The 16,563-nt window shown below is 45.6% G+C and carries 10 protein-coding genes; all 10 read left to right on the forward strand.

All coding sequences use genetic code 11. The features are described from left to right. Positions 1-12 precede the first annotated feature (12 nt). The 10 genes from FSB84_RS17105 (at position 13) to FSB84_RS17150 (ending at position 16,559) form a co-directional block, all read left to right on the forward strand. Positions 13-1,425: a RagB/SusD family nutrient uptake outer membrane protein gene (locus FSB84_RS17105; RefSeq protein WP_130539144.1), complete on the forward strand. Its 1,413-nt coding sequence runs from the start codon at positions 13-15 to the stop codon at positions 1,423-1,425. 30 nt (positions 1,426-1,455) lie between these two features. Then, a complete protein-coding gene (locus FSB84_RS17110; protein WP_130539145.1) occupies positions 1,456-3,015 on the forward strand; it encodes a TlpA family protein disulfide reductase in 1,560 nt (519 codons plus the stop codon). Positions 3,016-3,140: 125 nt separating this feature from the next. Next, a complete protein-coding gene (locus FSB84_RS17115; protein WP_158643973.1) occupies positions 3,141-3,695 on the forward strand; it encodes an RNA polymerase sigma factor in 555 nt (184 codons plus the stop codon). A gap of 73 nt (positions 3,696-3,768) precedes the next feature. After that, positions 3,769-4,878, forward strand: coding sequence for a FecR family protein (locus FSB84_RS17120; RefSeq protein ID WP_165434878.1), 1,110 nt, complete (start codon positions 3,769-3,771; stop codon positions 4,876-4,878). Positions 4,879-4,999: 121 nt separating this feature from the next. Further along, positions 5,000-8,425, forward strand: a complete 3,426-nt coding sequence (locus FSB84_RS17125) for a SusC/RagA family TonB-linked outer membrane protein (protein WP_130539148.1) — start codon at positions 5,000-5,002, stop codon at positions 8,423-8,425. Between the two features lie 11 nt (positions 8,426-8,436). Next, the gene (locus FSB84_RS17130; protein ID WP_130539149.1) at positions 8,437-9,804 is read left to right on the forward strand and encodes a RagB/SusD family nutrient uptake outer membrane protein; all 1,368 of its coding nucleotides are present in this window, start codon (positions 8,437-8,439) and stop codon (positions 9,802-9,804) included. A gap of 2 nt (positions 9,805-9,806) precedes the next feature. Beyond that, the gene (locus FSB84_RS17135; RefSeq protein ID WP_130539150.1) at positions 9,807-11,033 is read left to right on the forward strand and encodes a TlpA family protein disulfide reductase; all 1,227 of its coding nucleotides are present in this window, start codon (positions 9,807-9,809) and stop codon (positions 11,031-11,033) included. Positions 11,034-11,151: 118 nt separating this feature from the next. Then, a complete protein-coding gene (locus FSB84_RS17140) occupies positions 11,152-11,769 on the forward strand; it encodes an RNA polymerase sigma factor (protein ID WP_130539151.1) in 618 nt (205 codons plus the stop codon). Positions 11,770-11,832: 63 nt separating this feature from the next. After that, positions 11,833-13,014, forward strand: a complete 1,182-nt coding sequence (locus FSB84_RS17145) for a FecR family protein (RefSeq protein ID WP_130539152.1) — start codon at positions 11,833-11,835, stop codon at positions 13,012-13,014. Between the two features lie 149 nt (positions 13,015-13,163). Next, entirely contained in the window at positions 13,164-16,559 is a 3,396-nt protein-coding gene (locus FSB84_RS17150; protein ID WP_130539153.1) for a SusC/RagA family TonB-linked outer membrane protein, read from the forward strand. The last annotated feature ends 4 nt before the right edge of the window (positions 16,560-16,563 follow it).

Below are 16,563 nucleotides of genomic sequence, written 5' to 3' on the forward strand. Positions count from 1 at the left end.
ACTATTATTTTCATGAATACACATAAACATCGTTGTATTGTTTGGATTCTCACCACCTGTTGTTCCTTGTTGTTGTTTATCTCCTGCAAAAAAACGGACGGCTGGCTTGACATAAAAAGAAATAAGTCGGATGTATTACCCACTTCCTTGCCGGATTTACAGGCTATAATGGATAATGATATTTATATGAACACCAACTATCCTTCCCTTGGGTTGGTTAGTACCGATAACCTGTATATTCCCGATGACCGGCTGGGGGCTGTATCAACAGCAGGAAGAAATGCTTATTTATGGGCTAAAGACATTTATGGAGTGGGCTCTGTTCCCGAGTACACAAATCCGTACCAGAAAATCGCAAACGCAAATATTGTGTTGGAGAGATTGAATCTGATTACTCTAACCCCAGCTAATCAGCAGCAGTGGGAGAACATAAAGGGGCAGGCCTTATTTATCCGTTCTTTCTGTTATTATTATCTGGCCCAGTTGTTTTGCAAAGCCTACGATTCAGTAACAGCTTCTGCTGACCTGGGAATACCACTGAGAACAATATCGGATCCGTCTGTTGTTTTGGGACGTTCTACGGTTGCGGAGACTTATCAGCGGATGATAGACGATGCAACATCAGCAGCACAACTGTTGCCGGCAATTCCTCAATATAGTACCCGCGCTTCGAAAGCAGCGGCCAATGCACTATTGGCTAAACTGTATCTTAATATGAGCGCCTACGGAAAGGCGTTACAGCATGCCGAATTTTGTTTGGCGGCTAAAAATGATCTGTTGGATTATAATGGCAATCTAATCGAGCCTGGCAGCACATACCGGTTCCCAGCTTACAAGAACTCCGGTGGAAATCCTGAAATTATCTTTTATGCTCAGGGATATGTTGTGTCCGAAGTCAACGCAGGTGCAGGTGCTGGTTTCGCTGATCCACAACTCTATTTAATGTATGATGATGATGACCGGCGGAAGACCATTTTTTTTCACCAACATGCCAATGGCTTAATGGAGCCAGTGGGGAGATATAGTGGTACAAACCGTCTTTTTGCCGGAATATCCACAAACGAAATATATTTCATCAGGATGGAATGTAATGCTCGTTTAGGAAACCCTACGGCTGCACTCGCCGATCTTAATAAATTATTGCGACTGCGGTTTGTCACAAATACTTTTACAGACATAACTGAACCGGATGCTGACAATCTGCTTCAGCTTGTATTAAATGAACGTCGTAAGGAATTGGCTTTTCATGCGCTGTTACGATGGGAAGATTTACGTAGACTCAATAAGGATACACGTTTCGCATTGTCGCTTCAGCGGAATTCGAATGGTATTACTTATCTCCTTCCTCCAAATGATAACAGGTATTTGTTTCCCATTCCCAACGATGAAATCAGGTTGAGCGGCATTCAACAAAATGAACGCTAATCGCGTGCTAATTTTTTATTCGGTCAGTTTATGGATACTCTTAAGATTCTTTTGATCTGTCTGTTATGTAGCCAAACACTGGTAGATAATGGACTAAAGGCTCAGGTACGAAAAAGAAACGATCATGAAAACTATTTGCTTAACATCACTGTAGTATGCAGGAATATGCCCGCGATTGATTCATTGTTTATTTACTTTTCTGAATTATCATATGATACAAAATTGAATAAAGAAAATTGTAAGGAGCTGCAATTTGTGGGTAACGGAACTTTTGTATATAAAGGAAGTGAACCTTTTCCGCGTGGTCAATTTGTAATCCGGGCAAAAGCGCCTGCCGGTACAACCTGGGCCGGGAGAGGCAGGCAAATTGAGCTTACGCGAAGCTGCTATTGGGAGGCAGGCGATAGCGTTACCTTGTCGTTGGCGAAGAAACACCCTGGAAACCTGACTGGCAAACCAGAGCAGGATTACGTTATCACTTTCACGGGAACAGGATCCAAAAGATACACGACCGAATATAATATTTCCCAATCTTATCATACGGCAATCTCAAGGAGTATGTCTGAAGCAACAAATTTATCAGATAGCATTGTTTTGAATATAGAGATTGCTGCTATCGAAGCCGCATTGACTTGTCTTGAATCAGCGCGTGATCTGCTGACTGATTTTTATTATCAATTATTCAAAGCGGACTATATCGCAAAGCAGTATGGCATATTCAGTCAGTTAAAGCGCCAGTATATAGACGGATTGTCACGGGGTAATGTCCCTGATAAAGATTTGCTTGACAAAGCTCTTAACAACCGTCTGGATTCAGTAGCCGATGATATTACAGATGCAGTGAAAGCGAAATCCCGCAGCTATATTAATTACCTGTATGAAAAATTCTTCTTCAGAATTTCCTTGTGTGATTCAATCAAAGCCAGCAAAGATTATGTTGCCCTGATAGCCGGTAGGTATAATGGCCCGTTAAGGGACAGGCTATTACTAAATTTGATTCTTAAAGACAAAGGGAAACAGGATATTAATGAAATATACGATAAGGCCAGTGTCATCATTACCGATCCGGATTGTTTAAGAGTTTTGCGAAGTGTAGCGCCCAGACTTCGAGGAAGGCAGGTATTGAATTTCGAACTGCCGGATATTACCGGCAAGTCAATTAATCTGGCAAGCCTGAAAGGCAAGGTTATCTTCATTGATTTATGGTTCAGCAACTGTGGCGCATGCGCAGCCTATTATCAGAATGTCTTAAAACAGGTAGAGAACAAACTGGGAAATGGACAGGACATTTCATTCGTATCTATATCAGTAGATACTAATAAAGATACCTGGAGTAGGAGCGTGGTCTCTGGTAAATACACTTCAAGTATGGCTATTAACCTGTACACGGGTGGAAAAGGCGTTAACCATGAATGGTTGAGATATTACAGTTTAGGTGTTTTCCCCACATTTGTGATCATTGATAAATCGGGTTGTTTTTATCATATTTATGAAGATAGTTCCATGGACGAGATCAAGAGTGCTGATGCGCTATTAAAGACCTTAAATAATGTTAGAAATAATTCCAATCCAGCCCATCGTGAACAATAAGTCCGCGCCTCCTTTAATAAAAATGTGTTTCTCCATTATATCGGGATACCATTCAGTAAAAATAAATTGATATTTTTGGTCCCATCAACCCAACTGGAAACATATCAGCTACCGATAAAGAACTGTTGCGAAAAATCTCCGGAGGAGACGAGCATGCGTTCAAAGCATTGTACCAACGTTACGACGCACAGCTCTATCCATTCCTGCGCAAACTGGCCCGCTCTGAACGCGATGCCCGGGAGATCATCCAGGAAACTTTCATCAAAATATGGCTTTCGAGAAACAGGCTGCATGAAATAGAGCAGCCAAGAGCCTATATCTTCAGAGCAGCCGCCAATACCTCCCATAACTGGCTTAAGCGAAATCTTGTTGCTCATAAAGCGGAACAGGAACATTTGCTCAGTGTAGCCGGTGATACCGATAATATAGAATTGCAACTAGGCGCCAGAGAGCTGCAACTGCTCCTGCACCGTATCATTGCTGAAATGCCTGAACAAAGAAGGCGTATCTACCTGATGCACCGGCAACAGGGAATGAAAGTAAGCGAGATCGCTGCGGAACTGCAAATTTCTGCCAGCACAGTTAAGAATACCTTGTCCATCGCTGTCAAAAATATCAGGGAAAAGCTCGGCGAAGCGGGGTATATTCTTTCCCTGCTGATCTTTTTTATAAAAAAATAATAAGCGAATAGACCTTTCGCTTTAGCCGATTGTCTGGATTAGTATCATGACCCATGATCACTTACAATATCTTTTGGAGCAATGGCTGAATGCCAGGAGTACTGCATCGGAAGAGCAGGAACTCAGGATCGCATTGGCTGAATCTGAAAATGATCCCGGTATGCGGGAGATCTTGTATAAGTTGATGGACCGATCCGGTGAGCAGGAAAATTCCGCCGGATGGGAGCGGTCGGCTGAAGAGATCATGAAGGTAGACAGACTACCTGTTCGCCATATTTCCTGGTTGAAGTACGCTGCTGCTGTTATCCTGATGATTGGCATCGGAACTTTTTTCTGGTTCAGCAACCGGAACACTTCTTCCCCCATTGTTGCAGAACAACCTGCTGCCAGGGAGATCGAGATATTGCCCGGCCATAACGGCGCTATTCTTACGCTTGGCGATGGTTCAAGGCTGGCCCTCGACAGCATGGGCAATGGAATAATAGAAAAGCAGAAAGGTGTACTGCTGAAAAACGGTCAGTTGATTTATAGCTCAACCGGAAATGCAGTGGAGAATACTACAACCACACCGAGGGGCAGACAGTTCAATCTCATATTGGCTGATGGTACCAAAGTATGGCTGAATGCAGCCAGTTCAATTACATATCCCGCTGCATTCAATGGAAACCACCGTCGCGTAAAGATCACCGGTGAAGTGTATTTTGAAGTGGCAGCAGATAAAAAAAAGCCCTTCTATGTTGATGTCAGCGATAAAGCGGCTGTTGAAGTGCTGGGAACAAATTTCAATGTGAAGGCTTATGAAGATGAGAACGGAATAAGAACAACCCTGCTGGATGGAGCTGTTCGTGTGAATGCCGGCAATAGTTCAGCAATACTAAAGCCAGGACAACAGGCGCTGATAAGATTGCATGATAACATACAGCTGGTAAACGATGCAGATATGTTACAGGTAATGGCCTGGAAGAACGGCCTGTTCAATTTCGATGGATATGATGTGCAATCGGTAATGCGTGAAATTGGACGCTGGTATGATCTTGACATCCAATACGAATCCAAACCTGAACCAAGAATATTCCGCGGAAAGATACAACGAAACCTTAGCCTCCATCAATTGATGCTTGCATTGGAAAGTCAGAATATCCATTTTAGAATCGAAGGCAGGAAGCTGATCATAACCAAATAGCTAAAACTCATCCGGCCTGCGTTGCTTAGCCTGAATTAAAGGATCAAAATCAACATGTTTGTCCTGCTGCCGTATGGCATCGGGCAGGGCATGGAGTAACTCTAACCAAAACTGATTTCAAGTGAAATTATTCCTGATTGTATTAACTGCTGCGCTTTGTACGCTCAAAGGCATTTCCCAGACAGTCACCGTCTCAGCAAAAAACCTTTCTCCGGCAAAGATCATTGCCATTGTAGAACAGCAGGCTAAATATGTTTTCTTCTATGATGAAGAACTGTTGAGGAACGCACCGCTGATCTCAATAACGGCCAAACAAATGCCGGTTAAGGATTTTTTGTCGCTCGCTTTCAAAAACCAGCCCTTTACCTGGGTAATACAAAATGAAACTGTGTTATTGAGCAAAAGGAGCGCAGCGCCTGTTCCGGCTGATACTGTCAGAGGGAGACTTCTGAACAGGGAGTTTCCTGTAACAGGCGCCACCGTCAAAGTTTTGGGGACCGATATGTCTGTGTTCAGCGATGAAAAAGGGGAATTCATCATCCCCGGCGTGAAAAGAAATGCGCGGCTATTGATCACCAGCGTTCAATATCAAACCAAAGAAGTGCCGGTCAATAACCAGGAATTCCTGTTGGTTGAACTGGATATCAAAACGGCTGAGCTGGAAAAAGTAGAAGTAACCGTATCCACGGGCTACCAGTACATTTCGAAAGAAAGAGCTACAGGTTCATTTGCGCATCTCGATAACGACCTTGTGAACAGGCGTGTTGGAAGTGATATCACGGGCAGGCTAGAGGCGATGGTGCCGGGTCTCATCATCAGGCCTGGCAGTGTTCTTACGGGCCGGCAAACCAATATCAGTATCAGGGGGCAAAGCACACTCTTTGCGAGAATGGACCCGCTGATCATTGTGGATGATTTTCCATTTACCGGTGATGTTAATACCATTAATCCAAATGATATAGAAAGTATCACTGTTCTGAAAGATGCAGCTGCTGCATCCATCTGGGGCGCTCAATCGGGCAACGGTGTAATAGTGCTCACCACCAAAAAAGGAAAGTACAACAACAAGGTGGAAGTCTCCTTCAATATGAATGCTGCTGTGTCCGAGCGGCCCGATCAGTTCTATCATCCGAAGATGTCCGTATCGGATTATATAGATGTGGAGCAGAATGCTTTTGCCCGGGGATTCTACACCAGCATCGAGAACAGCGCCAACAAAACGGCCTTAACACCGGTGGTGGAATTATTGATTGCCCGTCGTGACGGGAAGCTTTCTCCGGAAGAAGTGAAAGAAAAGATCGATGCGTTGAGAAATAATGATATCCGTAATGATATCAATCGATATCTGTACCGCAACCAGGTTGCGCAGCAATATTTCATGGATATCAGGGGAGGCGGGAACGCGCATAAATATTATGTTTCCGCGGGCTATGACGCATTGAGAGCATCCAGTACAGGTAATTCATCGGGCAGGATCACTTTGAACGTGAATAATACTTTTCAGCTGCTGAAGAATAAACTGGAATTCAATACAGCTTTGTACTACTCTGAAATGCCGGAGCAACAAAACGCCATCGGCCTTACAACGATGAATCTTAGTTCTGCCGAACCTGTATATCCCTATGCTGCCATGAAGGATAGCGATGGTAAACCGGCTGTACTCAATCATTATTACCGACCTGCTTTCGTACAATCAGCCATGGCCAATGGTCTCCTCGACTGGACCTACAGACCCCTGGAAGAAATGAATGCCCGTGATCTTACCCTTCGTACAATGGAATACCGCGTGAATGCAGGATTGAAGTATAAGGTATTTCCATGGCTCAATGTGCAGGCATTATATCAACTGGCAAGAGGTATCAGCAACCGTAAAAACAGGCAGCCTTTGGAAAGCTGGACGGTTAGAGACATGATCAACCGGTTCACGGTGGTTACGCCAACCGGACTGGTAAGGAATATACCACTGGGCGATATCCTGGATGAAACCAACGGGCAGTCTACTACACATTTCGCGCGGGCTCAGATAAATATCGACAAGCTGTTCAGTGCCGACCACAGGATCACAGGTGTTGCAGGAGCTGAAGTGAGGGATGCGAACAGTGAAGGGGCTTCAACAAGAACGTATGGTTATGATGATGAACTCGGACTTGGACAGGTGGTGGATTACGTTTCGTTTTTTACTTCTTATGTAAATCCCGCTTCCCGCAATAATAAGATCCAGGCCATCAATTCCTTTACTGGTACTACAGACCGGTTCATTTCTTACTATGTGAATACAGCCTATACCTACAAAGACAAATATGTGTTCTCTGCAAGTGCAAGATCAGACAAATCGAATCTCTTTGGTGTGAGAACAAACCAGAAGACCGTTCCCCTTTATTCCCTGGGCGTTGGCTGGGATATCCATAAAGAGGATTTTTACAGCTTGTCTGCACTGCCTTACCTGAAATTGAGAGCTACCTATGGATATAATGGAAATATAGACAGAACATTATCTGCGTATACTACAGCACGTTATATAAACAGTACTGGTGTTCTGATCCCTTATGCAATGATCACTAATCCGCCGCAGCCTTCGCTGAGATGGGAGAAGAACCGTGTGATCAATTTTGGGGTAGATTTCCGGTTGAAAAACGACCGCATTAGTGGCAGCATCGAATACTATCTCAAAAAGGGGATTGACCTGATCGGCAATAGTCCACTCGCTCCCCAGACCGGCATTAGCTTATACAAGGGAAATTCAGCCAATATCAAAGGGAAAGGATGGGATATAGTGATCAATACAAAGAATATAGAGGGTGACTTCAGTTGGCAAACGCAGTTCATGTTCTCTTATTCCTCAGATAAAGTAGCAAAATACCTGGCAGGTGGAACGGTGAATGCTTCCAGTTACCTGACGGCAGATATTTCGCTCATACCGGTAGAAGGGAAGCCCATTTATGGTGTATACAGTTACCGCTGGGCTGGTCTTGATCCTGAAACCGGAGATCCTATGGGCATGCTGGATGGCAAGGCCAGTAAGGAATACAGCGCACTTACAAGTGTGCCATCGATTGACAGTCTTGTTTTTCATGGATCAGCCAGGCCCACCATTTTCGGGGCTCTGCGAAATACCATCTCTTACAAACGCTTTAGTGTATCCGCTAATATCAGCTACAAAATGGGGTATTATTTTCGCCGGCCTTCTGTAAGTCTCAATAGCGTGCTACGAGGGGGATACGGTCATGCCGATTATGCACTACGCTGGCAAAAACCGGGTGATGAGTTGAAAACTATTGTTCCATCCATGCCCGGGGCCGTCAATACAAGAAGGGAGGAATTCTATCTGAGATCTGAAGCACTGGTGGAAAAAGGAGATCATATCCGTCTTCAGGATATCCGTGTCAGTTATGAGCTGCCAAAACTTAAGCAAGCGGAAATATATATCTATGCCAGCAACCTGGGCATTCTATGGAAGAGCTATAAAGGAAGCCAGGACCCTGAATATATGGAGGTAGTACTTCCTCCCATGAAAACAATTGCTATCGGATTCAGAACCAGTTTATAATTCTATACTATATGCGATATACATTTTTCCTCATCATACTTTGCCTTACCGGGGCTGGATGCCAGAAAGGATTTTTAGACAAGAAACCCAATAAGGCCCTGGTAATACCGAATACACTTCAGGACTTTCGTGCGCTGATGGAAGATATGTCAGGTAATTTTTCGCGGGGCCCTGCTCTTACCACCGTAGCGGGTGATGAGTATTATACTACCGATGGAAATATACAGGGATTACAGGTACAGGAGCAAAATGCTTATCTCTGGCTGGAAGATGTGTATGGAGGGGAAACTGTAGCAGACTGGGATTATCCCTATAACACCGTGTTCGTCACAAACGTGGCGCTTGAAGGATTGGAGAAGATCAAAGGGAAAGAGTCGCCGGAAGAGTGGGGAGCCGTTGCAGGGACCGCATTGTACCACCGTTCCTTTGCCTTTTTCAATCTTGCCCAGGAGTTCGCATTACCCTACAGGAAGGAAAATGCTGCTACTACTCCTGGCATTCCCATCAGGACCAGCCCGGATATAACGGTATTGTCTAAGCGGGGGAATCTGGTTGATACCTATAAGCAGATCACAGATGATCTTATCTATGCGCAGCAATTGCTTCCGCTGGCATCATCCCTGAGATACCGTCCATCAAAAGGAGCTGCCCTGGCCCTCCTGGCGCGCGTGTATCTTACAATGAACGATTATGAGAATGCAGAAAAATATGCAGATGATGCATTGCAGCTTTCCGATACACTGGTTGATTTCAATTCCGTGAATGTGGATGATCTGCTGCCGTTTCCCGGAACACCTATCTTGATGAATCCGGAAGTACTATGCTTCAACGGACTGCTCAACTCGCTTTACATGTATGCACCCTACGCGCAGGTTGACAGTAACCTGTATGCATCCTACCACGACGATGACCTGAGAAAAAGATGTTATTTCAATGCGCCCGGATCGCCGGGCCAGTACAAATTGTTCAAGGGTACTTATGCTGGTAGCTATGGCGAGTTCAATGGTCCTGCCAATGATGAACTTTACCTGATAAGGGCAGAATGCCGCGCACGCAGGGAGCAGAAAGAAGAGGCTCTTAAAGATCTGAACAAACTGCTTGTCAAAAGATGGAAGCAGGGCACATATGTTCCTGTGGAAACCAATACAGCAAAGGAGGCCCTGGCAATCATACTGGCCGAACGAAAAAAGGAACTGGTGGCAAGGGGACTGAGATGGTCCGATCTGAGAAGACTCAATAACGAACCGGAGTTCCAGGTAACACTGAAGCGGGTGATCGGTCAAAAGGAATATTTACTGCCGCCGGGAAGCAATCGTTATGCATTTCCTATTCCAGACAACGAGATCAGGGAAAGCGGTATTGAACAAAATAAAAGATAATAATGAAATTAACAGCGATAGTATTCGTGTTGCTTTTTGGAATTACCGGCAATGCACAAACTAAGTTACAGATCGGCGACCGGCTTGAAAAATTCAAAGGTAAACTGGTGATCCTCGATTTCTGGGCTACCTGGTGCAAGCCCTGCATTGCCATGATGCCGGTGATGGACTCGCTTCAACAGCAATTTGCTGATCGTGTTCAGATCATTCCGGTAACATATCAACCCGGGTCAGAAGTGAAACGATTTTTTGAAAGCTATCAAAGAAGCGGACATAAGATCCCTGCCCTGCAGGGGATTACCGGCGATACCACCCTGCGGAAACTGTTCAACTACAATTCGATCCCGCATTATGTCTGGATCGATGAACTGGGCACCGTGCAGGCATTCACAGAATTCAAGGCGCTCACCAAAGAAAACATTTCCCGGGCATTATCGGGGAACTGGACATCGGTGCCACAAAAAAGATTCGTTCCACCCGTTGCTTACAGTTATTACCGCCCACTGCTGATCAACGGCAATGGTGGCGATGGCGCAAACATGCTGTACCATTCGGTTTTCTCAGGATTTACTGAAGGACTGGGTTTCGGTTTTTCTGTTTTGCGCGACAGCTCACTGCATTTCAGGATCACCCTCAGGAACCAGCCGCGTATCTGGTTTTACAGAGTGGCATATTCAGAAAATGGAAAAACATTCAGGGATTTCAATACACTGCTTGAAGTGAAAGATACCGCAAGGATCAACTCAATTAAAACCGGGGAGGACTATGAAAACTGGTTAAAAAATGGGAATGGGTTTTGTTATGAGCTGGCTGTTGGTTTGGACAGGGAAAAAGAGGCTTTCAAAATGATGCAGAAAGATCTTGAATTCCTCTTTCCTGAATATTCCGGCGCCATAGAAAAGCGAAAAATGATTTGCCTGGTTCTGAAAAGAATGAACAACAGCAGCACGTTTGTCAGCAAGGGTGGGAAATCCAGCACAGAGCTCGGGCCTTATGAATGGTCCGTGCGTAATGCTTCTATCGGCAATATCATCCGGCGGCTGAATTTTATGCAAGCGTTCCCGTTTATGGTGGTGGATCTTACTGGCTACACAGGAAAGATAGACCTCAATCTGTCTGCAGGTTATTCAAGCATAGAACAATTGAATGCAGCACTGATCAAATACGGATTGAAATTTGAGCAGCAGCCTGTGGAGCAGGAAATACTGGTGATCAAAGACAGGTTATAGTCTGAATCCTTCTATATACATGCCATGAAAAAAGTCCCGGTATCAACTACCGGGATTTCCTTTCTCAGGGATATCTATCGCAAAATCTGTATATTGCCTGCTCGCATTCCTGAGCTTCATGCCGCAGCAGCATCCTGATATCATCCCTTCAAACCGAATCCCCGATGAAGACAAGCTGATCAGGCAGGCTTCAGAGGGCGACCAACAGGCTTTTAGCAGGTTATACACTTATTATTATCCCCGACTATTTACTTCTCTCTTTTTCATAGCGCGTTCTACGGAAGACGCGCAGGAGGTGATCCATGAAGCATTTTTGAAGATCTGGCAATCCAGGGAAACCCTGAGTATGGTAAGATCCTTTGAGGATTATGTGTATGTGCTGGCTAAAAATCTGCTCTTCAATCTGCTCAAAAGAAAGAAAACCGGACAGAGAATTGTTCAGGCGCTTTCGGATCAAACCATCTCCAATGCAGGCGCTTCGCCAGATCAGGCATTATTATTCAAACAATATTATCAAACTGCGCAGAAGGCGATCAGTTTATTGACTGAGCAGAAACGGCGTATTTTCCTATTGAAGACCCAGGAGCGGCTTACGCTGGAAGAGATCAGTGTAACGCTTGGTATCAGTGTTTCGGCAGTTAAGAAGCACTTATATGCTGCCACGGATTTTGTAAAGGAATACATCAGATTGCATGCGGGGGATATGTTGTTACTACTCTCAATATACTTTTTTTAAAAAAATATGCAATCGGGGTGTCTGTTTTCATTCCCCGGTTGTCAGTAATATGGTTGGCCCGTTATGGAAAAGGAAAAGATCATATCGCTCATAGAAGGATACTCTGCCGGTACGCTGTCAGAAGAGGAGGAGATTGTATTCCTGCAATGGTATAGTGAAGCAGACTCCGTCACTTTCCATTCGATGTTGGCTGAATGCCGCTCCCTGCACGGTTTTCATGCAGGATACCCGGCAATGCCTGCCGAATTGCAGGAGAAGTTGCAGCAGGCTGTTCAGCAACTGGAAGAGGAAAAGAATCCGGAAGGCCGCATAGTGCCATTGATGCGCCGTTTCAGGTGGGGATGGGTAGCAGCAGTGCTTATACTGGTTGGAGCAACAGGATATTTGCTATACCGGCAACAAAGGCCCGCTCCACAAATTACCAGTACGGAATTAAAGAATGATGTTTTGCCTGGTATTACGAGCGCTGTACTAACGCTCTCGGATGGCCGCAGAATTGTACTCGATAGTTCATCCGCCGGAGAGCTGGCGCTGGAAGGTAAAACCAATGTGATGAATAAGAATGGCGCAGTTACCTATTCGGGCAACACCACTCCAGTGCTGATCTATAATACGCTCTCCACGGCCGTTGGACAGCAATCAGCGCCACTGACCTTGTCTGATGGTACAAAGGTTTGGCTGAATGCCCTTTCTTCCATTCGCTTTCCGGTATCATTTCCGGGAGACAGCAGGATGGTGGATATCACTGGTGAAGCATATTTTGAAGTGGCCCGGGATGAAAGGAAACCTTTTCTTGTGAGGACATCCGGGCAAACTATCCAGGTGCTCGGAACCAGTTTCAACGTGAATGCTTATCCAGATGAATTCACTCAGAATACTACATTACTGGATGGCGCCGTGAAGGTGAAAGCAGACCAGAGAAAAGGAGAAGAAATAGTGTTGCTGCCCGGTCAGCAGGCCCGTATGCAGGGAACCGGAATTACAGTGGAGAAAGGAGTGGATATCGAACAGGTAATAGCCTGGAAAAACGGGCAGTTCAATTTCAATCATACCAATCTCTCTTCAGTGCTAAGGCAATTGTCCAGATGGTACGATATCGACGTGAAGTTTGAAGGGGAAGTGCCCGACCGGTCCTTCCGCGGCAAGATCACAAAAGACCTGAACCTGTCGCAGGTGCTGGTAATATTACAGGAAGTGGGCGTGAAATTCAGGATAGAAGGAAGAACATTGGTTGTTACAGAATAAACTGCTGACCAATGCCCTCAGGGGCTGAAAATACAAGGTTTTCCAAATGAAAACCGGAAGTGTTGGACCACTTCCGGAAAGAGTTTGGGTAACCTGAACATCAACATATCGCCAGATACGTCATTCAATCACCCAAACCATGCAAAAGTATGCATTTTAAGGATCTGATTGCAAGGTCAGCCCTATGGGGGCGCCGTTGCTTCACCAAAACGCTGCTAGTGATGCAATTCACTTCCGTCTTATTGTTGTGCGTATGCCTGCAGGCTGCTGCCGGCGCTTACTCCCAGACCGTCAGCTTTTCAGGAAAGGACATCCCGATCGAAAAAGTTTTTAATGCCGTTGAAAAGCAAACGGGCTACGTATTCTTTTTTGATGAAGATCTGCTGAAGATCGCCAGGCCTGTCACCATCGATGCAGTTGATCTGCCATTGGAAAAGTTCCTGCAAAAACTGATGAAAGACCAGCCTTTCCGTTTCCTGTTCCAGAAAAGGACCATCGTTATTTCCAGGAAGCAATCATCACTTCCGCCTTCTTTCGCTGATACTACACCGGTAGTAAAGATGATGACTGTTGAAGGCGTCGTGTTCGGAGAGAACAATCAGCCGCTCTCCGAAGCTTCCGTTACGGTGAAGTCCACCGGGAAAAGTGTGATCACCAATGTGAGAGGTCAGTTCAATATACCTGCCATTCCCGTGAATACTGTGCTGGTGTTCAGTTTCATCGGATATTCTCCAAGGGAGATGCTGATAAAGGAAGATATGGGAACCATTGTGATCCGGTTGCCGCTTGCTATCAGTATGCTTGATGAAGAAGTAGTGAAAGGATATGGAAAAACAAGTACCCGGTTTGCAACAGGGAATATCATCAAGGTTTCCGGTGAAGAGATCAGTAAACAACCGGTAATGAATCCGCTGCTTGCATTGCAGGGCAGGGTGCCCGGTATGACCATCACGCCTACACAGGGCTATGCAAGTTCTCCTGTAAAAATCGAGATCAGGGGAAGGAATACGCTCAACCCGAATATCGTTTCTGATCCATTGTATGTTATAGATGGGGTGCCGCTGATTGTGCTCAATATGACCAATACCACTTCCAATGCCAGTTATGAACGCGGTTCTCCAGGATTTGTGCAGGCCGGGATCAGTGCCGTTACAGGAGGACAGAGCCCGTTATTCAGCATTAATCCACGCGATATAGAAAGTATTACTGTATTGAAAGATGCGGATGCCACTTCCATCTACGGATCAAGAGGCGCCAATGGAGTGATCCTGATCACTACCAAAAAAGGAAAACCCGGCAAAACGAAACTTGATCTTTACGTCAGGCAGGATATTAGTACGGTTGCCAGACGCTGGAAAATGCTGGACACCCATCAGTACCTGAACATGCGCAGGGAAGCATTGAAGAACGATGGCATTGGTCTTTCAATAGCCACTGCACCGGATATTCTCGGCTTCGATAATGATCGTTACACCAACTGGCAGGATGAGCTTTGGGGAATGGCGCAGCAAACATCGGCAGGTGTTTCACTGGCCGGAGGAGATGACCGTACTAGTTTCAGAGTGGCCGGTAATTTCGACACCGGCAAAGAGATCACCACGCTCAATGGTTCCAACAAACGTTTCAATGTAACCATGAGCCTCAATCACAAGAGCCAGGATCAGAAACTGAATATTGCGTTCAATGCCAATTACGCATATACTTCCGTCAATTCCATCCCTATGCCTGGATTAACTACATTGCCGCCCAATGCGCCGGCTGTTTACGATGAAGACAACCGACTTAATTATAAAGACTGGAATGCAGCAGGGCTCGGTCAAATGTTCCCTTTCGGATCCGTACTGAATCCTTCCGAATCCGGCTCCAATTTTCTTACCAGCGGCATTGCGTTGAATTACTCGGTGATGAAAGGTCTTGTACTTGGCTTCCGTGCAGGCTACAATATCATGCACAACAATAACAAATCGGTTATTTCCATCGCATCGCAAAACCCTGTATTCATGCCGATGGGGACACTGATCCTGGGAGCCACAAGGCTCAATAACTGGAATATAGATCCCGAGCTTACCTACACAAGATTTATCGGTAACGGAAAACTGGAAGTGTTGCTGGGTGGTACACTGCAGAATTCAGCTACCAATGCGCAAACCACCAGTGGATTCGGGTATACAAATGACGGACTGCTGTCGTCCATTTCTTTTGCTCCCTTTACCAGCAACCAGGATGATTTTTCGCAGGAAAGATACCTGGATGTACATGGAAGTGTAAGGTATATCTGGGAGAACAAATACATTTTGAATTTAACCGGCAACAGATCGGGATCCTCCACATTTGGTCCCGGCAGACAATACGGAACTTTCGGTTCGGGTGGACTTGCCTGGATCGCAACGGAAGAGTCATGGGTGAAGCAATTCATGCCCGCCTGGATCAGTACACTGAAGCTGGCTGCCAATTACGGCATCACCGGTGGACGTGGCGCCGGTGCGTACGATCATATGACCCGCTGGACGGTGCCTTACAGTTCTTCCGTATTACCCAACTATAATAATGTAACACCGCTGGCTCCTTTACAGGCAGTGAACCAGGTGTATCAATGGTCCACTAACAAAAAAATGGGTGCAGATATCGATATCTGGTTCATGAAAGACAGGATCAATCTTGCCGTAAGTTATTTCAGGAACAGCAGTGATAACCAGATAACGGGCATGCCTACCCCGGCTTATACCGGCTTTACCTCTGTAACCGCCAATTCACCCGCCAATGTTCGAAATACAGGATGGGAATTCAATCTGAGAGGGAATATAATCCAGGGAAAGGATTTCAGGCTCTCTGCCAACTTCAACCTGGGTTTTGCCAGGAACAAACTGGTTTCCTATCCTGACTTCGAGTTCTCTCCCTTTTACACCATTTTCAAAGTGGGAGAATCCCTCAATGCAGTGTACCTGCTGAATTACCTGGGCATCAACCCGCTTGACGGGCAGCGCAGTTATGCCGACTTCAATCATGATGGTATGATCTCCATCGACAACAGCAGGCCACCTGGTTCGGGTGCTGATGACCGTTATATCCCTGTTGACCTTAATGCGGATTTCAATGGCGGGGCAGGTTTACAGTTAAGTTATAAGCGGTTGGATCTTAGTCTCAGCTTCAACTATACAAAGGGCCCTGGAGTGGTTGCGTTCACAGGATGGGGAGGAGTGATGGGGAATATCCCGGTTGAGGTCTATGAAGGCCGCTGGCAAAAGCCGGGAGACATTGCGGCATATCCCAGGTTAACCTCCCTCACTTCCAATAGTGATATCAATTTCAGCAGGTCTACCGGGGCTTATACAGATGCTTCCTATATCCGGCTTAACAATGTAAACATCAATTACAGTGTCCCGGAAAAGCTCACCCGGAAGGCAGGCATTCATAGCTGTTCTGTATTTCTGACCATGCAGAATCTTCTCACCATCACCAGTTACAAGGGGCTGGATCCAGGCTCCCTTTTCAGTGCGCTGCCAATGCCCCTGACTATTGCATCTGGTATTTCTCTCAACTTTTAAACCG

It is taken from the genome of Pseudobacter ginsenosidimutans (assembly GCF_007970185.1).
In the GTDB taxonomy this organism is placed as follows: Bacteria; Bacteroidota; Bacteroidia; order Chitinophagales; family Chitinophagaceae; genus Pseudobacter; species Pseudobacter ginsenosidimutans.